The sequence below is a fragment of the Nonomuraea sp. NPDC047897 genome (assembly GCF_043204415.1).
Classification (GTDB): Bacteria; Actinomycetota; Actinomycetes; order Streptosporangiales; family Streptosporangiaceae; genus Nonomuraea.
This window is the reverse complement of record NZ_JBIDCC010000010.1, coordinates 309,286-330,273: the sequence shown is the minus strand read 5'-3', so window position 1 is coordinate 330,273 and position 20,988 is coordinate 309,286. Positions and strand designations below refer to the sequence as shown.

The 20,988-nt window shown below is 69.1% G+C and carries 21 protein-coding genes; 9 read left to right on the top strand and 12 right to left on the bottom strand.

Annotated elements, in window-relative coordinates; translation table 11 throughout:
- Window positions 1-318 precede the first annotated feature (318 nt).
- Window positions 319-702, top strand: coding sequence for a hypothetical protein (locus ACGF0J_RS24155; RefSeq protein WP_393149217.1), 384 nt, complete (start codon window positions 319-321; stop codon window positions 700-702).
- Between the two features lie 148 nt (window positions 703-850).
- On the opposite strand, the gene ACGF0J_RS24150 is transcribed toward ACGF0J_RS24155, so the two are convergent.
- From ACGF0J_RS24150 to sodN, 3 genes are all read right to left on the bottom strand, one after another.
- Entirely contained in the window at window positions 851-1,630 is a 780-nt protein-coding gene (locus ACGF0J_RS24150; RefSeq protein WP_185089451.1) for an RNA polymerase sigma factor SigF, read from the bottom strand.
- A gap of 17 nt (window positions 1,631-1,647) precedes the next feature.
- Entirely contained in the window at window positions 1,648-2,073 is a 426-nt protein-coding gene (locus ACGF0J_RS24145; protein ID WP_393149216.1) for an anti-sigma factor, read from the bottom strand.
- Window positions 2,074-2,201: 128 nt separating this feature from the next.
- Window positions 2,202-2,603, bottom strand: coding sequence for a superoxide dismutase, Ni (gene sodN / locus ACGF0J_RS24140; RefSeq protein ID WP_393149215.1), 402 nt, complete (start codon window positions 2,601-2,603; stop codon window positions 2,202-2,204).
- A 90-nt stretch (window positions 2,604-2,693) separates the two neighbouring features.
- On the opposite strand from sodN, the gene ACGF0J_RS24135 reads away from it, so the two are divergent.
- Window positions 2,694-2,990 (top strand): S24/S26 family peptidase, encoded by a 297-nt coding sequence (locus ACGF0J_RS24135; protein ID WP_393149214.1) that lies wholly within the window; start codon window positions 2,694-2,696, stop codon window positions 2,988-2,990.
- Here the strand turns inward: ACGF0J_RS24135 and ACGF0J_RS24130 are convergent.
- The 4 genes from ACGF0J_RS24130 to ACGF0J_RS24115 form a co-directional block, all read right to left on the bottom strand.
- Window positions 2,960-3,385, bottom strand: a complete 426-nt coding sequence (locus tag ACGF0J_RS24130; RefSeq protein ID WP_393149230.1) for a CGNR zinc finger domain-containing protein — start codon at window positions 3,383-3,385, stop codon at window positions 2,960-2,962. The genes ACGF0J_RS24135 and ACGF0J_RS24130 overlap by 31 nt on opposite strands.
- 201 nt (window positions 3,386-3,586) lie before the next feature.
- Window positions 3,587-4,330, bottom strand: a complete 744-nt coding sequence (locus ACGF0J_RS24125) for an amino acid ABC transporter ATP-binding protein (protein WP_393149213.1) — start codon at window positions 4,328-4,330, stop codon at window positions 3,587-3,589.
- Complete coding sequence (locus tag ACGF0J_RS24120; protein ID WP_393149212.1) at window positions 4,327-5,154, bottom strand: amino acid ABC transporter permease; 828 nt, start codon at window positions 5,152-5,154, stop codon at window positions 4,327-4,329. The genes ACGF0J_RS24125 and ACGF0J_RS24120 overlap by 4 nt, the downstream gene beginning before the upstream one ends.
- 3 nt (window positions 5,155-5,157) lie before the next feature.
- A complete protein-coding gene (locus ACGF0J_RS24115; protein WP_393149211.1) occupies window positions 5,158-6,021 on the bottom strand; it encodes an ABC transporter substrate-binding protein in 864 nt (287 codons plus the stop codon).
- A gap of 289 nt (window positions 6,022-6,310) precedes the next feature.
- On the opposite strand from ACGF0J_RS24115, the gene ACGF0J_RS24110 reads away from it, so the two are divergent.
- Window positions 6,311-7,507, top strand: a complete 1,197-nt coding sequence (locus ACGF0J_RS24110) for an NADP-dependent malic enzyme (RefSeq protein WP_393149210.1) — start codon at window positions 6,311-6,313, stop codon at window positions 7,505-7,507.
- A gap of 120 nt (window positions 7,508-7,627) precedes the next feature.
- Complete coding sequence (locus ACGF0J_RS24105; protein WP_393149209.1) at window positions 7,628-8,986, top strand: hypothetical protein; 1,359 nt, start codon at window positions 7,628-7,630, stop codon at window positions 8,984-8,986.
- A 161-nt stretch (window positions 8,987-9,147) separates the two neighbouring features.
- Here the strand turns inward: ACGF0J_RS24105 and ACGF0J_RS24100 are convergent, their stop codons facing one another.
- From ACGF0J_RS24100 to ACGF0J_RS24080, 5 genes are all read right to left on the bottom strand, one after another.
- Window positions 9,148-10,650, bottom strand: a complete 1,503-nt coding sequence (locus tag ACGF0J_RS24100) for a hypothetical protein (RefSeq protein ID WP_393149208.1) — start codon at window positions 10,648-10,650, stop codon at window positions 9,148-9,150.
- Between the two features lie 177 nt (window positions 10,651-10,827).
- A complete protein-coding gene (locus ACGF0J_RS24095) occupies window positions 10,828-12,333 on the bottom strand; it encodes a trypsin-like serine peptidase (RefSeq protein ID WP_393149207.1) in 1,506 nt (501 codons plus the stop codon).
- Between the two features lie 433 nt (window positions 12,334-12,766).
- Window positions 12,767-14,275, bottom strand: coding sequence for a trypsin-like serine peptidase (locus ACGF0J_RS24090; RefSeq protein ID WP_393149206.1), 1,509 nt, complete (start codon window positions 14,273-14,275; stop codon window positions 12,767-12,769).
- 435 nt (window positions 14,276-14,710) lie between these two features.
- Window positions 14,711-15,877: a trypsin-like serine peptidase gene (locus ACGF0J_RS24085; RefSeq protein WP_393149205.1), complete on the bottom strand. Its 1,167-nt coding sequence runs from the start codon at window positions 15,875-15,877 to the stop codon at window positions 14,711-14,713.
- A gap of 205 nt (window positions 15,878-16,082) precedes the next feature.
- On the bottom strand, window positions 16,083-17,159 hold the full coding sequence (locus tag ACGF0J_RS24080; RefSeq protein WP_393149204.1) for a trypsin-like serine peptidase: 1,077 nt from the start codon (window positions 17,157-17,159) through the stop codon (window positions 16,083-16,085).
- 301 nt (window positions 17,160-17,460) lie between these two features.
- Here ACGF0J_RS24080 and ACGF0J_RS24075 point away from each other — a divergent pair, with 301 nt between their 5' ends.
- The 5 genes from ACGF0J_RS24075 (at window position 17,461) to ACGF0J_RS24055 (ending at window position 20,979) form a co-directional block, all read left to right on the top strand.
- Complete coding sequence (locus ACGF0J_RS24075) at window positions 17,461-17,718, top strand: SSI family serine proteinase inhibitor (RefSeq protein WP_393149203.1); 258 nt, start codon at window positions 17,461-17,463, stop codon at window positions 17,716-17,718.
- Between the two features lie 109 nt (window positions 17,719-17,827).
- The gene (locus ACGF0J_RS24070) at window positions 17,828-19,267 is read left to right on the top strand and encodes an acetyl-CoA synthetase (protein WP_393149202.1); all 1,440 of its coding nucleotides are present in this window, start codon (window positions 17,828-17,830) and stop codon (window positions 19,265-19,267) included.
- Window positions 19,268-19,365: 98 nt separating this feature from the next.
- The gene (locus ACGF0J_RS24065) at window positions 19,366-19,647 is read left to right on the top strand and encodes a hypothetical protein (RefSeq protein WP_393149201.1); all 282 of its coding nucleotides are present in this window, start codon (window positions 19,366-19,368) and stop codon (window positions 19,645-19,647) included.
- Window positions 19,634-20,062, top strand: a complete 429-nt coding sequence (locus ACGF0J_RS24060) for a type II toxin-antitoxin system VapC family toxin (RefSeq protein ID WP_393149200.1) — start codon at window positions 19,634-19,636, stop codon at window positions 20,060-20,062. The genes ACGF0J_RS24065 and ACGF0J_RS24060 overlap by 14 nt, the downstream gene beginning before the upstream one ends.
- 41 nt (window positions 20,063-20,103) lie before the next feature.
- The gene (locus tag ACGF0J_RS24055) at window positions 20,104-20,979 is read left to right on the top strand and encodes a hypothetical protein (RefSeq protein WP_393149199.1); all 876 of its coding nucleotides are present in this window, start codon (window positions 20,104-20,106) and stop codon (window positions 20,977-20,979) included.
- Window positions 20,980-20,988 lie beyond the last annotated feature (9 nt).

Below are 20,988 nucleotides of genomic sequence, written 5' to 3'. Positions count from 1 at the left end.
CACCGATCTCCAACTCCGTCTCCTGGACCTTCTGGATATCGATCCGCGAGACCTGCGGTGAAGATCGCTCACATGCGGAAAACGGGGCTAGCGGCTGCCCGGCCATGATTCCGGCATCTCTCAAGATTTAGGGCGAAATGGCAGGTTCGGGGAGCGGCGCCGGCTCCGGCGGGCCGCGGCGCGCCGGTCCGCGGCCGGGGCGGCGACCGGCGGGCCGCGGTCCACCAGCGCGCGGCCGGGGCGGCGATGGGCGAGCCGCGGTGCACCAGTGCGCGGCCGGGGCGGCGACCGGCGGGCCGGGTGGATAGGGTGCGGGTTGTGTCGAAGCGCCCGCTCAGCTTGGTTCTCGCCGCTCTCGTCGTCGCCCTCGAAGGGCTGATCGCGGTCGGGCTCGGCGGCTACGGCCTCGTCGAGACGCTGCGCGGGGCGGCCGGCGACGTCACGGCCGGCATCGCGGCGGGAGCCTTCGGGCTGCTGATCGGCGCCGGGCTGCTCTGGGTGGCCTGGGGCGGGCTGTTGAAGGGGGAGCGCTGGGGTCGGGCTCCCGGCGTGCTGACCCAGATCTTCATGGTTCCCGTCGGGGTGACTCTCATCCAGTCGGAGCAGGCGCTGCTGGGGAGCGCGCTGCTCGTGGTGGCCGTGGCGGGCCTCGGCGCGCTGCTCGCGCCACCCACGACACGCGCTCTCATCGGTGAGGACTGACCACCGTACGGCGGGCGACGACGAGCCGGACGGCGGCCGGAGCGCGTTGCGTGGCGTGCGGACGTACGCGTGGGGCGCCGTACGGGAGCGTGCGTGCAGGGACGGACGGCCGTGCGAGACGACGGCCGTGTCCCCGGCTGGTAGTCGGCTAGTCGTCGGCCGTGAGGCCCTCGCGGAGCTGCGCCAGCGTGCGGGCCAGCAGCCGCGAGACGTGCATCTGCGAGATGCCCAGCTCCGTGGCGATCTGGGACTGGGTCATGTTGCCGAAGAAACGCAGCAGCAGGATGCGCTTCTCGCGCGGCGGCAGCCGTTCGAGCAACGGCTTGAGCGACTCGCGGTATTCGACGCCTTCGAGGGACTCGTCCACGATGCCGAGCGAGTCGGACACGGCGGGCGCGTCGTCGTCGCCGGAGTCGGGCGCGTCGAGCGAGACGGTGGAGTAGGCGTTGGCCGACTCAAGGCCCTCCAGGACCTCTTCCTCGGTCATCTTCAGGAAGGCGGCCAGCTCGGCCACGGTCGGCGCGCGGCCCTCCCGCTGGGAGAGCTCGCTGATCGCCTTGGTCAGCGACAGCTTCAGCTCCTGCAGGCGGCGCGGCACGCGGACCGCCCAGCCCTTGTCGCGGAAGTGCCGCTTGATCTCGCCCACGATGGTCGGCGTGGCGTAGGTGGAGAACTCCACGCCGCGGTTGAGGTCGAACCGGTCGATCGACTTGATCAGCCCGATCGTGGCGACCTGGGTGAGGTCGTCGAGCCACTCGCCCCGGTTGCGGAACCGGCGGGCGAGGTATTCGACCAGCGGAAGGTGAAGCTCGACCAGCTCGTCCCGGATGCGCTGGCGGCGCGGCTCCTCGGGGCCGAGCTCGGCCAGCTCGGCGAAGAGCATGCGGGCACGGACCCTGTCGGGCACGGCGTGATCGCTGGTGGCCATGGCTCCAGTCCTTTCCGTCACGCCGGCCTCGCCGCGCCTCGGCGCTTGCGCAGGACGATCGCCATACGGTCCGGAGAGTCGGTCACCGCTTCCACGTCGTCGGCCAGAGCGGTCAGGACCATCCAGGCGAAGTCGTCGCGCTTCGGCGCGGAACTGCCGACCGTCACGACTTCGACCCTGACCTGCATCTCCAGCCCGGTCAGCTCGAACTCGGCGGTCAGGTCGGTGCCCGGCACGGCCTCGCCCAGGAGCATGGCGCACGCCTCGTCGACCGCGATCCGCAGATCCTCGATCTCGTCGAGCGTGAAGTCGAGCCTGGCCGCCAGCCCCGCCGTGGCCGTACGCAGCACGGACAGGTAAGCGCTCGCCGCAGGGAGCCTGATGCTCACCACGTCACGGATGCCGGCCTCGCCTTCCATGCGCGTCTCGGTTTCCTCGGTCACGATCCTCCTCGCGTATACGACGCTGACTGCAACTTACCGCCCCCGAGCGGTGCTTGGACGAATCAGACTCGCCATCAACGGAAAAGGCTCTGTGCGGCCGGTCACCACACAGAGCCTTATGTGCCGTTTTACGCGGCCTTGGTCTCCCAGAAGATCTTGGAGATATCGTCGATCTTGCCGAGGAGGTCCTCCGCCTTGGCGACGTCCACCGTGCCCTTGGCGCCCGCCGCGCCCGCGAGCTTGGTGGCGTCCCAGAACAGCTGGTGGAGCTGGGGGTAGGTCTCGAGGTGCGGCGGCTTGAAGTAGTCGGTCCACAGCACCCACAGGTGGTGCTTGACCAGCTCGGCGCGCTCCTCCTTGATGGTCAGCGCGCGGGCGCGGAAGACGGGGTCCTCGTTGGCCGCGTACTTCTCCATGATCGCCTTGACGGACTCGGCTTCGATCCGGGCCTGGGCGGGGTCGTAGACGCCGCAGGGCAGGTCGCAGTGAGCCGAGGCGACATGCTTGGGTCGCAGCAGTCGTGCGAGCATCAGAAAGTCCTTCCTTGATGCTGAGTCAGCTTGGTCCACTTACCGACCTTACTCGGGTCGCGGGGCCCGCGAAGTTGGGGGTATCGGCCCGTGAGAGTGCGTGTCGAAGGTGAGTCGATGCGTCCCGCGCTGCTGCCGGGAGACTGGCTCCTCGTCCGGCGCGGCGCCCGGATCCGGCCGGGCGACATCGTGGTGGCCAGGCTGCCCGGCGACCCCGGCCGGCTGATCGTCAAGCGCGCCGGATGGCGCGGCGACGACGGCTGGTGGCTGGAGAGCGACAACCAGCGGGCCGCCGGGCGGCGCGACAGCTGGGACTTCGGCCCGGTCGACGACATCGTGGGCCGGGTGGTGCTGCGCTACTGGCCGCCGCGGCGGCGGGCGCGGTAGGCGGCGACGTTGGCGCGGCTGGCGCAGCGGGCCGAGCAGTAGCGGCGCGAACGGTTGGAGGAGGTGTCCAGGAACGCGCGCGAGCAGCGCGGCTCCTGACAGCGGCCCAGGCGGTCCGCGCCCAGCTCTGCGACCACCGCCGCCAGGCCCATCACCGCGCTCGCCGCCTCGTCCTCGGCCAGGTGCAGGTGCCAGCGCTGGCCGTCGTGGGCCGAGAGCCGGGGATGCACCGGGTAGCGCGCGAGCAGGGCGTTGAGCAGCGCGGCCACGGCGTCCTCGTCGCCGGCCGAGGCGGCGGCGAAGACCTCGGCCAGCTCGTCGCGCAGCCTGCGGAGGGCCGGCGGCGCGGCCGGGTCGTTGACGAGACGGACCGCCCACTCGGCGTAAGAGGTCATGTCCACGCTGGAGTATTACACGGTGGGGCGGGGGAGGGGTTCTCCGGGCTCGGAGCACGGCCCCCGCGGTGGGGGAGGGGCCTTGAGGAGGCGGTGGGGGAGGGGTCATGAGGAGGGGCTGCAAGGAGGGGCTGGGCGGGGCGCCGGGATGCGCCCCGCCGGTGGCGCCCCGCCGCGGGAGGTGTCCCGGGTGGGGGCGCCTCAGCCCTCGGGGCGCAGGACGCGGCGCAGGAAGGCGCGGGTGCGCTCGTGCCGCGGCTCGCCGATGACCTGGGCCGGCGGCCCGTCCTCGACGACGACGCCGCCGTCCATGAACACGACCCGGTCGGCCACCTCCCGGGCGAAGCCCATCTCGTGGGTCACCACGAGCATGGTCATGCCCTCCTCGGCCAGCTTGCGCATGACGGCCAGCACGTCGCCGACCAGCTCCGGGTCGAGGGCCGAGGTCGGCTCGTCGAACAGCATCAGGTCGGGGTTCATGGCCAGCGCCCTGGCGATGGCCACGCGCTGTTGCTGCCCGCCGGACAGCTGGGCGGGGTAGGCGTCCGCCTTGTCGCCGACGCCGACCCGGTCGAGGTTCTCGCGGGCGACCCGCTCGGCCTCCTTCTGGCCCCGCTTGAGCACGCGCCGCTGGGCGACCATGACGTTCTGCAGGGCGGTCATGTGGGGGAACAGGTTGAACTGCTGGAAGACCATGCCGATGCGGCGCCGCACCGCGTCGATGTCCACGTCGGGGTCGGTGACCTCGACGCCCTCGACCAGCACCTTGCCGCGGGTGGGCTGCTCCAGCAGGTTCACGCAGCGCAGCAGCGTGGACTTGCCCGAGCCGGACGGGCCGATGACGCACACCACCTGGCCGGACTCGACGGTGCAGTCGATGCCCCGCAGCACCTCGTTCCCGCCGAAGTGCTTGTGCAGGTCCTTGATCTCGATGGCCGGCGTCATCGGGCCCTCACCTTGCGCTTCTCCAGCCTGGCCGCCAGATGGCCCAGCGGAACCGTGACGAGCAGGTACGTCAGGCCGGCCACCATGATCGGTGTGGCGTTGGCGTACTGGGAGGCCAGGTCGTTGCCGAACTTGGCCAGCTCCACGTACTCACCGGAGATGCCCAGGAAGAGCACCAGCGACGAGTCCTTGAGCAGGGACACGAACTGGTTGGTGGTCGGCGGGATGACGATCCGGATCGCCTGCGGGATCACCACGGTGATCTGCGCCCTGGCCGCCGACATGCCGAGCGACCTGGCCGCCTCGGTCTGCCCCTTCGGCACCGCCTGCAGTCCCGCCCGGAACACCTCCGCCTGGTAGGCGGCGCCGACCAGGCCGAGGCCCAGGATGCCCTGGCCGTACGTGCCGCCGGGCACCGCGAAGCCGGGCAGCGCCAGCGGCAGGAAGGTGATCAGCAGGAAGATGAGCAGGGCCGGCAGGCCGCGGAAGATCTCGATGTAGAGCCCCGAGATCCACCGGTACGGCCGCACGGTGGACAGCCGCATGAGGGCCAGCACGAGCCCCAGCACGAACGCGAAGACGAACCCGCCGGCCGAGTAGATCAGCGTGTTCCTCAGGGCGATCGTGAACAGCTCGGGCAGGGCCTTCTCGGCCACGTCCGGCTTGGCGAAGTTCTGCGCCAGGCTCGGCCAGTCGGCGTACCAGACGACGCCGACGAGCAGGGCGACCAGCACGACGTACTGGATCGCGCGGCTGATGCGCTGCTTCTTACGCGGGCTGAGCCGGGCCTTGCCCGGCTCAGCCGCCAGTGACTGGTCCGTCATGGATCAGCTCAGCTCACCGGGCTTCTTGCCGAACCACTTCACGTAGATCTGCTCGTACGTGCCGTCGGACTTGGCGGCGGTGAGGGTCTCGTTGATGGTCTTGAGCAGCACCGGGTCGGCGTTCTTCTTCAGGCCGATGCCGTACTGCTCGCCCGTGTCGAGGCTGCCGATCATCTCGAACTTCTCGGCGATCTCCGGCTTCTTCAGCCAGGTGAGCACCACCGGCACGTCCTGGACGATCACGTCGGCCTGGCCGGCCTGCAGGGCCAGCAGTTCCTTGGCCGAGTCGGCGTACTCGGTCGGGTTGAAGCCCTGCTTCTTGACGTAGTCGAGGCCGGTCGTGCTGGCCTGCGCGCCGAGCTTGAGGTTCTTGGCCTTGACGTCCTCCAGCGAGGTGGCGCCGGTGCCCTTCTTGGCGAGCAGCGCCTGCGTGGCGTCGAAGTACGGCTCGGAGAAGGTGATGTTCTGCTTGCGCTCGTCGGTGATCGTCATGCCGGCCGCGGCGACGTCGCACTTGTTGGTGGCCATCGCCGCGCCGCTCTTGATGACGGCGAAGTCGATGTCCACGATCTGCTGCTCCACGCCGAGCTTCTTGGCGACCAGGTCGACGATGTCGACGTCGAACCCGACGATCTTGCCGCTCGCGTCTTTGAACTGGAACGGCTCGTACGGGATGTTGGTGCAGGTCGTGAGCTTGCCGGGGTTCACCAGCTTGGCTTCGCCCGCGGCGGTGGCGGCGCCCGGGCTGGCGGAGGCGGTGGTGTCGCCACTGCCCGAGCCGCCGCCGCAGGCGGACAGCCCCAGAGCGGCGGCCAAGGCGAGCGCGCTGATGGTGTAGCCACGGCGGCTCTTGGACCAGAGGGCCATGTCAGGCCTCCTCAAGTGATATGTCATGAAAGTTGCGTTTTGTGAAGCCTAAGTCGCCCGATGCGACAATCTGTCATCGGGGATTTAACGATGCGTCAACAGAACAGCCTCGCCCAGGACACCGATCCGCGACCGCCGTCTCAGCATGTGGCACTATGGTGCGACGGGTGACCCCCGTAACCCCTCACGAGACGATCGGGAGGGGACCCTGGCGGCTACCGAAGCCAGGCCTCTCGCGCCGTCTGCCGAAGGTCTCCATCGTCCGTCCGATGCCTACTGGGGTCTCTCTGTGACTGCCACGCCTGCTTCGTCCTCTCTCGAATCCCTCGACCTCGACCCGGCCTTCGCCCTGCACCGCGGGGGCAAGCTGGAGGTCCGCTCCACCGTCCCCGTCCGCGACGCGGACGACCTGTCTCTGGCCTACACCCCCGGCGTCGCCCGGGTGTGCACCGCCATCGCCGACACGCCGTCGCTGGTCAACGACTACACCTGGGTCTCCAACGTGGTCGCCGTCGTCTCCGACGGCACCGCCGTGCTCGGCCTCGGCGACATCGGCCCCGCCGCCGCGATGCCCGTGATGGAGGGCAAGGCGCTGCTGTTCAAGGAGTTCGGCGGCGTGGACGCCGTTCCGCTCTGCCTCGCCTGCACCGACGTCGACGCGCTGGTCGAGACCGTGGTCCGGCTCGCCCCCTCGTTCGGCGGCATCAACCTGGAGGACATCAGCGCCCCGCGCTGCTTCGAGGTGGAGGCCCGGTTGCGCGAGCTGCTCGACATCCCCGTCTTCCACGACGACCAGCACGGCACCGCCATCGTCGCGCTGGCCGCCCTGAGCAACGCGGCCCGCCTGACGGGCCGGTCGCTGGCCGACCTGCGGGCCGTCGTGGCGGGCGCCGGGGCCTCCGGCGTCGCGGTGACCCGCATCCTGCTCGAAGCCGGCATCGGCGACATCGCCGTGGCCGACTCCAAGGGCGTCATCTACCCGGGCCGTGAGGGACTCAACGCCGTCAAGGAGGCCCTGGCCCGCGACACCAACAAGGCCGGCCACACCGGCTCCACCGAGCAGGCGCTCGCCGGGGCGGACGTGTTCCTCGGCCTGTCGGGCTCGACCGTCGCGGAGGAGGCCATCGCCTCCATGGCCGCCGACGCGATCGTCTTCGCGCTGTCCAACCCGACGCCCGAGGTGCCGCCGGCGGTGGCCGCCAGGCACGCCCGCGTCGTGGCGACCGGCCGCTCCGACTTCCCCAACCAGATCAACAACGTGCTGGCCTTCCCCGGCGTCTTCCGCGGCGCGCTCGACGTGCGGGCCACCACGATCACCGAGAACATGAAGGTCGCCGCCGCCACCGCGCTGGCCGACGTCGTCGGCGACGACCTGCGGGCCGACTACGTCATCCCCAGCCCGTTCGACGCCCGCGTGGCCCCCGCCGTCACCGCGGCCGTGGCCGCCCAGGCCAGGCGCGACGGAGTCGCCCGCATCCCGGGCTAGCCGCCTTCCGCTCACGAGTCCACCTGAGTAAAGGGAAGTCTTGGGTTTCCCTTTACTCAGCGTGCTATAACAGGAGCCCTCTGTAAGGATGCCGGCTCCGACTCCTGGGCGAGGAGAACGATGCGACGTGAGCCCAACCGACTGCTTCAGCTGCTCATCGCGGAGGCAGGGTTCTCCCACAAGGGATTGGCCAGGCGGCTCAACGACCTGGGCGCCGCCCGCGGCACCCCGGGCCTGAAGTACGACCACAGCTCCGTGCTGCGCTGGATCGGCGGCCAGCGGCCCAGAGATCCGGTGCCGTCCCTCCTTACCGAGATTTTCGCCCTACGGCTCGGCAGACCCGTCACACCCGAAGACCTCGGGATGCCGGCCATCGTCTCACCCCCCGATCTCGGGCAGGTGTTCACGCACACGTGGCAGGAGGGGGTCGCTACCGTGACAGCTCTGTGGCGGGCCGATGTGGAGAGACGAAGATTCCTGATCGACTCCACGTTCGCGATAGGGGCAGGCTCCGTCGGAGCCATGCGCTGGCTGACATCCCCACCGGACGGTCGCCTCGACGGCGGCGGCTCACGGCGCGTGGGCCGGGCCGACATCGCGGCCATCCGCGAGGTCACCCGCTCGTTCGGTGAGCTCGACAACCGCTTCGGCAGCGGCCGCGTCCGCGCGGCCGTGGTCGAGTACCTCGACACCGCCGTCTCGCCGCTGCTGAGGGACGGCTCGTACGGCGAGGCCACCGGCAGGGAGCTGGCCGCCGCGGCGGCCGAGCTGACCCGGCTGGCCGGCTGGATGGCCTACGACCTCGAACAGCACGGACTCGCCCAGCGCTACCTGATCCAGGCGCTGCGGCTGGCCCGGGGGGCGGGCGACGACGCGCTCGGCGCCGAAGTCCTCGCCGGCATGGCCCACCAGGCCGTCTACATGGGCCGACCGGCCCACGCCCTGGACCTGGCGCGGGCCGCCCAGCTCGCGGCCGGGCGCTCGGGCGTGCGCACGCTGATGGCCTCCTGCCACGTGCTGGAGGCGCACGCGCACGCCGGGCTCGGCGACGCCCGCTCCTGCTCCGCCGCGCTGCACCAGGCCGAGCTGGCCTTCGACCGGCGCGTGCCGGGGCGCGAGCCCGCCTGGCTGAGCTACTTCGACGAGGCCTACCTCGCGGCCAAGCTCGCCCACTGCTTCCGCGACCTCGGCGACGGCGTTCAGGCCGTCCGCCACGCGCGCCGCTCGCTCGACATGGACGGCCGCTACGTGCGGGGGCGGATGTTCAACCTGTCGCTGCTGGCCGCCGGGCTGACGCAGTGCGGCGAGCTGGAGGAGGCGTGCCGGGTGGCCGCCGGGGCGTTCGAGCTGGCGGGCGAGCTGCAGTCGGTCCGGTCCCGCTCGTACGCGGCCGACCTGCGCAGGCGGCTGGAGCCGTACAAGCGTGAGCCGGTGGTCACGGCGCTGCGCGAGCGGACCCGCGAGCTGGCGGCCGTGTGACGCGGGGTCGTGTGACGGCGGGTCGTGTGACGCCGGGTCGTGTGACGCCGGGTCGTGTGACGGCGGGCCTTTAAGACGGCGGGTCGTGTGACGGCGGCCCGTGGACGGCGAGAGCCCGCCTCCAGCGGGACGCGGAGGCGGGCTCGTCGTGGTCAGGCGGGTCAGCCGGGCAGCAGCTCCCCGTTCGGGCCGACGATCTTCTTCGTCTCCGCGTAGTTGGCCTTGGCGTAGACGTCGGCCACCTCGCCGTCGAAGTAGGCCGAGCTGATGTGGTCGACGCGGTCGTTGCCGTCCTCGTCGATGAACAGGCTCGTCACGCCGTTGACGTAGCCGGTGCGCTTGTTGTTGTCGTACCTCACCAGCCACGGGCCGCCGTCGGCGCCCGGGGTCATCGAGCACTTGAGCACCTGGTGGGTCTCCACCCGGAAGGTGTTGATCTGGTACGTCTTCGTGCCGGTCTTGCCCGAGCACCACTTGGGGGTCAGGCCCGAGAACGGACGGTCACCGTCGGGGTGCGGGGCCGACGGGTAGCCGAAGGCGATCACGCGCTGGTTCATCGGCTGGTTCCAGGCGATGCCCTGCCCACCGACCACGTCACCGAGCCGACCGGCGTCCTTGGCGAGGCCGACCGTGAAGACCGTTTTGAAGTACTCGGTCTTGGCGGTCTCCTTGACCCAGTACTTCAGGAAGTAATGGGTGATGGTGAAGTTGCCCGCCTGGTCGATCCTCCGGTAGCCGAGCCCCTTGTGGCCCTGGTACTCGCTCTGGGTGACCTGGTCGAGCACCGTCTTCTCGGGAGCCTGGGTGCCGTTGGCGTCCCCCTTGGGAGCCTTGTCGAACTCCTCCTTGGAGACTTCCTTGAAGGCCTGCTTCTTCGCGCCCGTGTAGTCGGGACCGACGACGTCGCTGATCGTGGAGAGCTTGGCCCAGCAGTCGGCGCTCTCGCCGCCGTGGAGGTCGACGCACTTCTTGTACGTGGCCTCGTCGATGGCCACGTCCTCGGTCCACTTGTCGCCCGCCCACTTGTCGAAGTCGGCCTTCGACACCTGCTTCTTACCGGCGAGGCGGAAGCCGTTGTGCACCGCGACGAAGGCGAAGTCGCCGTCGTAGTCGTCGTAGGTGTCGAGGTCGTAGGCCGTGAAGGCGTAGGCGCCCACGTAGACGCCGAAGGGGGCCTTGCCCTGGTAGTAGCCGGGGACGAAGACCCACTTGCGGAAGACGTCCTTGCCGTGCTCGTACACGCAGTGGCCGGCGGTGGCGACCAGGTTGCGGTGACGCGACTGGATGGAGGTGGCCGAGCACCAGCGAGGCTGGCCCGCCCGGTCGAGGAAGAAGACCTTGCCGATCGTCTTCGGCAGGTTGACGTTCTTGCTCTTGGTGGACGGCGGGGTGGTGCCGGTGGGGGCGACCCCGCCGGGCTTGCCGTCGCCGGTCTGCGTCTGGGGGCGGACGAGCTTGGGGACGTCCTTGGCGTCGATGCGGTACTGCGTCGCCTTCTTCAGCGCGGCGCCGTTGGCGTCGAGCCAGAACTGGGCGTTGCTGTAGGCGTCGGCGGGCTTGGGGGCGAGCGGATCGCTGATCCAGCTGGGCTCCGCGGCAGCGGGCAGAGCGAGTGCGGTGGCGCCGAGGCTTGCTGCGGCGAGGGGGACGAGCAGGCGCTTCACTGAGGAACTCCACGAAGTTTACAACGGGCGTTTCGGAACCCTATCGATCTTCTGGTCACTCCGGTAACCCCCGCCACAAAGCGCCCAGAAAAGGCCGAAGGGCCCGGCTGGATGCCGAGCCCTTCGGGTGATGCATGGGGTGAGCGCCGACCTGGGTCAGCGTTCGATCCGCCGGTACTACTTGATGAGCTTGCCGGACCACACGGCCGCAGCGGCCTTGTAGATCGACGCGGTCTCACCGTCGAACAGGGCGGAGGTGATCGTGTCGTAGCGCTTGTTGTTGTCGGTGTCGACGATGAGGCTGGTGACACCGGTGACGTAGCCAAGACGCTTGGCGTTGCTGTACCGGGTCAGCCAGGGGCCACCGTCGTAACCGGCGGTCACGGCGCAACGGAACGACTGGTGCTCCTCAACCCGGCGGGCCGGGATCTTGAGCACCTTCTCCTGGGTCTTGCCGTAGCACCACTTCGGCGTGACGCCCGTGTAGGGCTTGTTGCCGTCGGGGTGCGGGCCGAACGGGTAACCGAAGGTACGGACAGCGGTGCCGCCCTTCTGGTTCCACGCCACACCCTGGCCACCGACGTTGTCACCGAGGCGACCGGCGTCCTTGATGGCGTGGCCGACGATGTAGAACTCGGAACGGAAGTACTCGACCTTCGAGCTCTCCTTCACCCAGTACTTGAGGAAGTAGTGGGTGATGGTGAAGTTGCCCTTGTCGTCGATCTTCCGGTAGCCCGGGCCCTTGTAGGCCTCGTACTCGGACTTGGTGACGTACTCGGTGGTCGTCGCCTTCTCGGCCTTGGCGCCGTTGACCTTGCCCGTGGGAGCGGCGTTGTACTTGTCAACGTCGACTTCCTCGAGAACCTTCACGGCGTCCGGGTGGTCCGGGCCGGCCAGGTCCTTGTTCTTGGAGGCCTTGGCCCAGCAGTCCGGGGTCTCGCCACCGTTGAGGTCCTTGCACTTCTTGTACTCGGCCTCGGTGATGGCGATGTCCTTGGTGGCCTTCTCGCCCTGCCACGCGTCGTACTCGGCCTTGGTGACCTTCTTGGTCTGGTAGGCCGCGCCGCCGATGCCGTTGTACACGGTGACGAACGCGTAGTCGCGGTCGAAGTCCTCGTACACGTCGAAGTCGTAGTGCGTGAAGGCCTGCTTGCCCGCGTAGATGCCCCACGGAGCCTTGCCCTGGTAGTAACCCGGGACGAAGACCCAGTTGGACACGACCTCGTCGTTGCCGGCGATGTCGTAGACGCAGTGCCCGGCCGTGGCGACCAGGTTGCGGTACTGCGACTGGATGGAGGTACCGGAGCACCAGTACGGCTTGCCGTCCTTCGCGACGAAGAAGACCTTACCGATCGTCTTCGGGAAGTTGACGTTCTGCGTCTTGGCGACGACCTTCTTCTCTTCGCCGATCGGCACGACCTGGCCGGGCTTGGTGTCGCTGCTGTAGCCACCGCCACTCTGGATCTTGGAGACCTCGAGCGAGTCGGGGTTGAAGGCCACAGCCTGCTTGAGGGCCAGGTAGTTCGAGGCCGACCAGAACTCGACGGTCTCGACGGCCTTGGCCTCGGAGTTCAGAACGTCGCTGGAGACGTCGCTCTGCGCCTGGGCGGTACCGGCCAGGCCGGCGGCCAGGAGACCGGTGGCCAGAACGGCGCCACCGGCGGGGAGGAGGATGCGCTTCAAGGTAACTCCTTGCGCTGTCGTGGAACGCCTCTTGCGTCCCATGCGTCAGTAAAGGGATAGCCAGGAATCTACAGTGTCGATCTTGAGGTCGGGTAGCTACTTCGCACAGAAAAGATCGGGTTTGCGGCCCGTGATCGTTCTGTGATGTTTAGGTGGCATATGTGAGCGACTTGCCGGAAGTGCCTGACGCGCCCGTTTTCGCAGATCAACATAAGGAAGTTGTCAGTGTGACTCGCGGGGCTCAGTGAGAGGATCAACGGAGCCGTCTTGGACAGTGTGACGCACATCACATCCTCTGGATGGCACCGTATGGGCGCGTCGTGCGTCCAAACGCCTCACAGATCGCCGGAAACGCGGAAGGGCCCGGCGGTTGCCGGGCCCTTCGCGAGTCAACGCGTCAACGATCGGCGCGAGGCCGGTCGCGGTGCGTCACTTAGATGATCTTGCCGGACCACACCTTCGCGGCGGCCTTGTAGACGCTCGCGGTCTCACCGTCGAAGTACGGCGAGGAGATGTAGTCGACGCGGTCGTTGCCGTCCTGGTCGTTGAAGGTGCTGGTGACACCGTTCAGGTAGCCGAGACGCTTGCTGTTGCTGTACTTGAGCAGCCAGGGGCCACCGTCGGCGCCCTCGGTCATGGCGCACTTGAGCGCCACGTGCTCCTCGATCTTCTTGGCGGCCGAGCCCACGAGCTTCTTCGTGGTCTTGCCGTAGCACCACTTCGGCGTGACACCGGTGTAGTTCTTGTTGCCGTCGGGGTGCGGGGCGGCCGGGTAGCCGAACGCGCGGACGTACTTGCCCGTGGGCTGGTTCCAGGCGACACCCTGACCGCCGACGTTGTCACCGAGGCGGCCGGCATCCCGGACGAAGCCCTCGACGATGTAGAAGGTGGTCTTGAAGTAGCCCTTGATGTCGGTCTTCTTCACCCAGTTCTTCACGAAGTAGTGGGTGATCGTGTAGTTGCCCTTGGCGTCGATCTTGCGGTAGCCGAGGCCCTTGTAGTTCTCGTACTCGGACTTGGTGACGTTGTCCGTCTTGGTGGCGGCGGGTGCCTTGGCACCGTTGCGCTTGCCGGTCGGGGCCTTGTCGTAGTCCTCCTTGGAGACCTCGGTGAGGGCCTTGACCGCACCGGGGTAGTCGGGCCCGACGGTGTCGTACTTGGTGTCCGTCTTGGCCCAGCAGTCAGCGGTCTCGCCGCCGTTGAGGTCGACGCACTTCTTGTACTCGGCCTCGGTGATCGTGGAGTCCTTGGACTCCTTGATGCCCTGGAACTTGTCGTACTCGGCCTTGGAGACCTGCTTGGCCTTGCCGCCGCCCACGTGGATGCCGTTGTAGACGGTGACGAACGCGTAGTCGCGGTCGTAGTCCTCGTAGACGTCGAAGTCGTAGTGCGTGAACGCCTGCTTACCGACGTAGATGCCCCAGGGAGCCTTGCCCTGGTAGTAGCCGGGCACGAAGACCCACTTGGACATGACGTCCGTGTTGTGCGCCGTGTCGTAGACGCAGTGGCCGGCGGTGGCCACGAGGTTGCGGTACTGCGACTGGACGGAGGTGGCGGAGCACCACTTCTTCTCGCCCTTGGCGGTGACGAAGAACACCTTGCCGATGGTCTTCGGGAAGTTGACGTTCTGCGTCTTGACCGCGGGCTTCTTCTCCTGGCCGATCGGCGAGGCGGAGCCGGGCTTGGTGTCGGCGCTGTAGCCACCCTTGCTCTGCAGCTTGGCGACGTCCTTGTTGTCCCAGATGTTGGACTGGGTCGCGGCCTTGAGAGCCGCGCCGTTGGACTCGGCCCAGAACTGGGCGATGGCCTTGGCGTCGGCCGCGCTCTTCGCCATCGGGTCGGAGGCGACGTCGCTGGCGGCCGTGGCGGTGCCGGCGAGGCCGGCGGCCAGAAGGCCGGTAGCCAGGATGGCGCCACCGGCGGGGATGAGGATGCGCTTCAAGGGAACTGCTCCTTGGTCTGTCGTGGGTCGCAACTTGCGCCCCATGCGTCAGTAAAGGGATAGCAAGGAACATAGCGCGGTGATCTTTGCAGGTGGAAGCCGGTTTGCCCCTTTCGGCATGTGGCCTTACCGCCGTGACCTTTCCGTTACCAGTCAGTGATCTTCGCTGAGGGTGATCGCCGGGTCCCGTCTTCGCAGGGCACGTCGGGGTTGCCGGAAAACGGTGTCACGGGCCGACCGCATGGAGTGAGCGCTCGAATGTGACTCAGATCACAGGAACCAAATCGGCACCCAACTCCGTCTAATCTCGCTTCCGCGACTTGTCGATCTTGGAGGTGGGGGTCCATGCCCTTCCCTCCGTGACCGGTACCAAACGCGCCGTATACGAAAAAAAGGGGTCCGGCCGAAGCCGGACCCCCTACGGGACGGTGATCCCTACTTGTACAGCTCGCCGTTCGGGCCGACGATCTTGCCGGACCACACGTTCTTGGCGGAGTTGTAGACCGACGCGGTCTCGCCGTCGAAGTACGGCGAGGTGATGTAGTCGACCCGGTCGTTGCCGTCCTGGTCGGCGAAGGTGCTGGTGACACCGTTGACGTAGCCGAGCCGCTTGCCGTTGCTGTAGTTGGCCAGCCACGGACCGCCGTCGTAGCCGGGGGTCACCGCGCACTTGAGGCCGACGTGCTCCTCGATCTTCAGCCAGGAGGCGCCCACGGCCTTGCCGGTGGTCTTGCCGTAGCAGGTCTTCGGCGTCACGCCGCTGTAGGGCCGGTTGCCGTCGGGGTGCGGGCCGGCCGGGTAGCCGAACGCGCGGACGACCTTGCCCGTGGGCTGGTTCCACGAGACGCCCTGGCCGCCGACGTTGTCGCCGAGGCGGCCCACGTCCTTGGACAGCAGGATGTAGTTGCGCCCGCCCCAGCTCCGCTTCGGGCCGGTGAAGCGGTCGTAGTCCCTGCGGCTGACCTGCTTCACGCCGGTGAAGCCGATGCCGTTGTAGACGGTGACGAACGCGTAGTCGCGGTCGTAGTCCTCGTAGACGTCGAAGTCGTAGTGCGTGAACGCCTGCTTGCCCACGTAGATGCCCCAGGGGGCCTTGCCCTGGTAGTAGCCGGGCACAAAGACCCAGCGGTCGAGGACGTCGCGGTTGCCGTCGGTGTCGTACACGCAGTGGCCGGCGGTGGCGACCAGGTTGCGGTAGTTGGACTGGACCGAGGTGGCCGAGCACCAGCGGTACTTGCCCGAGGCGTCGACGAAGAAGACCTTGCCGGTCGTCTTCGGCATGTTCACGTTCTGCGCCCGGCTCATCGGCGCCTTCTCCTCGCCGATCGGCGCGGCGCTGCCGGGACTGCCGTCGGGGGAGGCGCCGCCCTTGGAGACGACCTTCCGGACTTCCTTCGCGTCCCAGGTGTAGGCGGTTGCGGCGCGCAGTGCCGCGCCGTTCGAGGCCAGCCAGAACGACGCGACCGAGGCGGCCTGTGCCGTGTTGCGGGCCATCGGGTCGGTGGCGATGTCGGCACGGGCCTGCACGCTGCCGGTCATGCCGCCGGCCAGGAGGCCGGTCGCCAGAACGGCGCCACCGGCCGGGACAAGGATTCGCTTCAAGGTAACTCCAGGCTTCGCCTTTGTGCTGACGCGGGGCAGAAGCACCCCGTAAGCAGCAAACGGTCAGCCCGGAACCTACAGGTCTGACTCTGGAGCTGGGAATTTCCGGAAGATCAGGTAAAGCCGCCGCCGAGACGCCGTGATCGTTTCGAGATCCGATATCGCCTGATCATCGGGTGGTTGACCACGCTCGGTGTAACTTGTGTCACATTTGTGGGGTGTCGAGCGTGGCGGCGCGCTGGTACACCTGGGCGGTGGTGACGGTGAAGGGCGGCGAGGACACGGCGTCGTAGCCGTCCTTGGCGTCACGGTTCCAGGTGAGGCTGCTGATGCCGTTCAGTCCGCCGAGCTGCTGCGCGGGCCGGTAGTCGATCAGCCAGGCGCCGCCGCTGGCGCCGGCGCTGAAGTTGCACGGCTGCAACTGCACCCCGAACTGGAGGTCCAGGCTGGGCGCCACCGTCTTCCTGGTGGTGCCGGCGCAGGTCTGCAGCGTGCGGCCGTTGAACGGGCGGCTGCCGTCGGGCTGCGGGCCCGCCGGGTAGCCGAAGGCGTGGATCGTGTGGCCGAGCCCCTTGCTGACGGCCAGGCCCTGGCCGCCGACGTTGTCCTGCAGTCGGCCGACGTCCTGGGTGGCGAGCTTGCCGGACTTGCTCACCCAGGTGAAGCCGCGGTTCACGGTGACGAACGCGTAGTCGTAGTCGTAGTCGCCCTTGCCGGGCCAGTGCTCGTGCATGCTGATCGCCGAGCCCACGTAGATGCCGTCCGGCGCCGTCCCGTCCGGCCCCGGGTTCGGGACGAAGATCCAGTCCTGTGCGGCCTTGCCCTGGCGGGGGTCGTAGGCGCAGTGCGCGGCCGTCGCGACGACGCTGCGGTTCCCGGCCGCCATCGCGCTGGCCGAGCACCAGTACTCCTTGGCCCCGAACCGGAAGAACACCTTGCCCATGGTCTTGGCCACCGTGCCCTTCTGCGGGAGGGTGGGCGCCACGTTGAGCGTCGTCCTCGACACCGCCGCGGTGGTGATCCGGCCGCCCATGCTCCCTCCGGCGGCGGAGGAGGTGGGCGCCGACCGGGAGCCGGGCGTGGCGGGGCTGTAGCTGTCGGCCTCCTTGAGCCGCTCCGGCTTCCAGTAGTCGGCGACCTTCCGCACGTCCGCCGCGGTCTTGGTCAGCGTGACCGAGTAGACGATGCCGGCGGCCGAGGCGGCGGCGTTCCCTCCGAAGGCGGGCAGCATCAGCAGCGCGCTCAGCGCGGCTGCCGCCAGATGCCTGGCCCGGGGGATCATGAAAAGCCTTTCCTGGGGTGTAAGGATGGATTCTTACAGATCTGTCCTATGTATTGCAGCTCGGGTAGGGGATTCGTTATCCGATCAAGCGTGACTTGTGTCCTATAAGGAAGGCGTCAGGGCATCCATCCGCATAGGTGCAACTGATCCCTCGTGTCGGTCGTTGCCGCAGGTCAGAGCGCCAGGAAAGCTGGTATGCATGCGTCGACTTCTCTGCTTGGCCGTTCTTTCCTGTACGGCATTCAGCGCCGCTCCCGCCGTGGCCGACACGCGTGCCCCCGGCAGGGACCTGAGGCTTTTCTTGATCACCGTCGGGGACAAGACCGGGGTGCTGTCGTGCACCCGGCGCGCCCGCACGGCCGCCTGCACCGCTCTCGAACGCGTGGGCGGCGACCCCGCGCGGCTCTCCCGCCCGGACGGCACGGCCTGCACCATGGAGTACAACCCGGTGCACGTCAAGGCGATGGGCATCTGGGACGGCAGGCGGCACGACTACGACCGCACGTTCTCCAACGGCTGCGAGCTGGCCGCCCAGACCGGTCCGGTCTTCCGGCTCTGATCACGCTCGACAGCCCCGGTCCCGCCCCGTGCGGACCGGGGCTGCGGCGTGCCCGGCGTGGTGCTCGCCGTCCGATGTCACTGGAACAATGTTCTGCTTCAATGGCGGCATGGACCCACGGACCCCCTGCCTCGTCGGCGTGGCCCAGCGCACCGTCCGGGACCAGCCCGGCCCCGAGCCGCTCGACCTCTGGGAGGAGGTCGCCCGCGAAGCGGCCCGCGACGCCCGGTTGCCCGTCGCGCGGCTCGACTCGATCCAGATCGTCCACACCGACTCCTGGCAGTACGACTCGCCCGCCGGCCGGCTCGCCGAACGGCTCGGCGCCACGCCCCGCCACCAGGCCTACTCGCGGGTCGGCGGCACCGCGCCGCACCTGCTGATCGGCGCGGCCGCGGCCAGGATCGCCGCCGGCGAGCTGGACGCGGCGCTGGTCGCCGGGGCGGAGGCGCTGGCCACGCGCCGGGCCTACCGCAAGGCGGGCGAGCGGGTGCCGTGGAGCCACCCGGCCGTCCCCAAACCGCCCTACGGCTGGGAGCGTCCGCCGCACCCCGCGGAGCTGGCCCACGACCTGTTCCTGCCGGTGCACACGTACGCGATCATGGAAACGGCCCGGCGCGCCGCCCTCGGCTGGACCATCCGGCAGGAGATGGCCGACCGGGCGCGCATGCTGGCGCCGATGACCGAGGTGGCCGCCGCGAACCCCTACGCCTGGCGGCGCACCCCCCGCACGCCGGACCAACTGGTGCACGGGAGCCGGTTCGTCGGCTGGCCGTACACGCGCGACACCGTGGCCGTCATGGAGGTCGACCAGGCGGCGGCCGTCGTGCTGGTGAGCGCCGCCCTGGCCGAACGGCTCGGCGTGCCCGCCGACCGGCGGATCCACCTGCGCGGATGGGCGTACGCCGAGGACACCTGGGAGGTGGCGGCCCGGCCCGCGCTCGGCGCCTCGCAGGCCATCGCGGCGGCCGCGGCGGCCGCGTTCGGGCGGGCCGGCGTCGGGCTCGGCGACCTGGGGGCGATCGACCTCTACAGTTGCTTCGCGATCGCGCTCCGGCAGGCCTGCGACGCGATCGGGCTCGACCCGTTCGACCCGCGCGGCCTCACGGTCACCGGCGGCCTGCCGTACGCGGGCGGACCGGCCAGCGACTACATGCTGCACTCCACCGCCGCCATGGCCGGGGTGCTGCGCGAACGCGGCGGTCACGGGCTGGTGACCGGTGTCGGCATGCACCTGACCAAGCACGCCTGTGCCGTGTGGTCCACCGAGCCGGGCGGCGCGTCGGGCGACGCCCGCCCGGTCTTCACGGCCGAACCCGTGCCGATCGTGGCCGCCTACGACGGGCCCGCCGTGGTGGCCGGCTACACCGTGGCGCACGACCGCGACGGGGTGGCCGAGCGCGGGATCGTCGTCGTGGACCTGCCGGGCGGCGGGCGCGCGCACGCCCACGTGCTGGGGGCCGAGTCGCTGACCGAGGCGGAGTCGCGCGAGCTGGTCGGGCAGCGGGTACGGCTCACGACCGACGGCCGGGTCAACGTGGCGCGGTGGTGAGGGTCAAAAGTCGTGCAAAGATTGTCACCGAACGACTACGCTGAGCACTTGACATTTTTATGTCACGGGCGGACGCTGAAGTCATGCGGAGGACCACGGTGCGGATCGACGAAGCACTCCTCAACGAGGCCAAGGCGTACGCGGCCCGAAACGGACGCAGTCTCACCTCGGTGATGGAGGACGCCTTGCGACAACTGCTCAACCGCTCCACCGAAGCGGCCCGCCGCCCCCACGTGGAGCTCGTGACGTCACAGGCCAGCGCGGGGTTGCACCCCGAGATCCAGGCTCGGCTCGACGCCGGCGACAAGCTGGAGCACATCGTCTTCGAAACAGCTGACGTCGAGCTCGTCGAGAGGATGATCGACGATGCTGCTCGCTGACATCAACGTCCTCGTCAACGCCTTCCGGCCGGAGGCCGCCGACCGCGACCGCTGTCGCGCGGTCGTCGAGCAGATGGTCAACGGCGATGCGAGTTACGCCGTCAGCGACTTCGTCGTCAACGGCTTCGTCCGCACGGTGACCAACCGGCGCATCTACCTCGACCCCGATCCTCTCGACCGGGCGCTGGAGTTCGCACAGGCCTACCGGGGCCAGCCACACGCGGTGGTGATCACCGGTACGGACCGGCACTGGGAGATCTTCACGCGACTGTGCCGGAAGGCCGACGTCACAGGCAACCTCGTGCCCGACGCCTACCTCGCGGCGTTGGCCATCGAGCACGGTTGTGAATTCGTGACCTGTGACAGGGACTTCGCCCGGTTCGAGGGCTTGCGCTGGCGGTCGCCGCTCAACTGAACTATGGGCAGGGCGCAAGCCACTCACCGGGTGAGGTCGTCGTGGCCGATCAGTTCGATGTCATCGAGAGCGGGCGGCGCGGGCATCGGCGGTGGATCGGGCTGGTCGTGGTGGCGGTGCTCGTCGCGGTCCCCGTCGCCGGGCTGGTGGTCAGCCGCGAGCCGGAGCCGCCGCCGCTCGGGGTCGTGCCCCAGCCGATCCGGTCGCTGCGCACGCTCAGCAACGCGCCGAACGCCCTCTACCCGCGGGCCAAGGTCAAGGGCGACGACGAGATCGTCCGGGTGGTCTTCCCCGACGGGACGCGGGGCGAGGTGCGCTACCCCGCCGAGCTGGGGCTCGACCGGCTCGGGGTGCGGCCGTTCCGGGGCGTCTGGATCGACGGGGCGTACCGGAGGCTCGTCGCGCCCTACGGCGGTGAGGCGGAGGTGTCCAAGGGCGGCCAGCCGATCAGGAGCCTCACCCCCGACGTGCAGCTCTGGCCGCGCCAGCCGGGCAGTGGCGCGTACGGGCAGGTGCTGCTGTTCGCGTTCGGGTCGTGGCGGATGGCGCTGTACGACCGGTTCGACGGGTTGACGTTCGAGCAGCGGATGGCGGCGGCGGAGCGGCTGCGCGGCCGGGTGACGAAGGACGGCTACCTGGTGCTGTCCGGGGGCGGACCGGTGCGCCTCGGCGAGCCGGGCGACGTCGCGCAGGGCGATCCGGTCGGCCCGCAGCTGTGGTTCGGCAGCGTCGTGGGCGACATGGTGGCGGTCATCCCGCTGCCGGGCTGCGCGAAGGGCTCGCAGGTGCCGGAGATGATGGATCGGGGACACCGTCCGGCCGAGGCCGTCTGCCGCGACGGGGTGCAGGTCGCGGCGACCGGCGGGCGGGAGTTCGTCGAGCGGGCCGTCAAGGAGATCAGGATCACCCTGAAGTAGGGTGCGGCC

Bases quoted from the DNA above. Each gene is read 5' to 3' on its own strand.
- ACGF0J_RS24150 (WP_185089451.1), bottom strand. From the start codon at position 1,630: ATGGCCACCAGCGATCACGCCGTGCCCGACAGGGTCCGTGCCCGCATG.
- sodN (WP_393149215.1), bottom strand. From the start codon at position 2,603: ATGCTCGCACGACTGCTGCGACCCAAGCATGTCGCCTCGGCTCACTGC.
- ACGF0J_RS24130 (WP_393149230.1), bottom strand. From the start codon at position 3,385: ATGACCTCTTACGCCGAGTGGGCGGTCCGTCTCGTCAACGACCCGGCC.
- ACGF0J_RS24125 (WP_393149213.1), bottom strand. From the start codon at position 4,330: ATGACGCCGGCCATCGAGATCAAGGACCTGCACAAGCACTTCGGCGGG.
- ACGF0J_RS24120 (WP_393149212.1), bottom strand. From the start codon at position 5,154: ATGACGGACCAGTCACTGGCGGCTGAGCCGGGCAAGGCCCGGCTCAGC.
- ACGF0J_RS24115 (WP_393149211.1), bottom strand. From the start codon at position 6,021: ATGGCCCTCTGGTCCAAGAGCCGCCGTGGCTACACCATCAGCGCGCTC.
- ACGF0J_RS24105 (WP_393149209.1), top strand. From the start codon at position 7,628: ATGCGACGTGAGCCCAACCGACTGCTTCAGCTGCTCATCGCGGAGGCA.
- ACGF0J_RS24080 (WP_393149204.1), bottom strand. From the start codon at position 17,159: ATGATCCCCCGGGCCAGGCATCTGGCGGCAGCCGCGCTGAGCGCGCTG.
- ACGF0J_RS24070 (WP_393149202.1), top strand. From the start codon at position 17,828: ATGGACCCACGGACCCCCTGCCTCGTCGGCGTGGCCCAGCGCACCGTC.
- ACGF0J_RS24060 (WP_393149200.1), top strand. From the start codon at position 19,634: ATGCTGCTCGCTGACATCAACGTCCTCGTCAACGCCTTCCGGCCGGAG.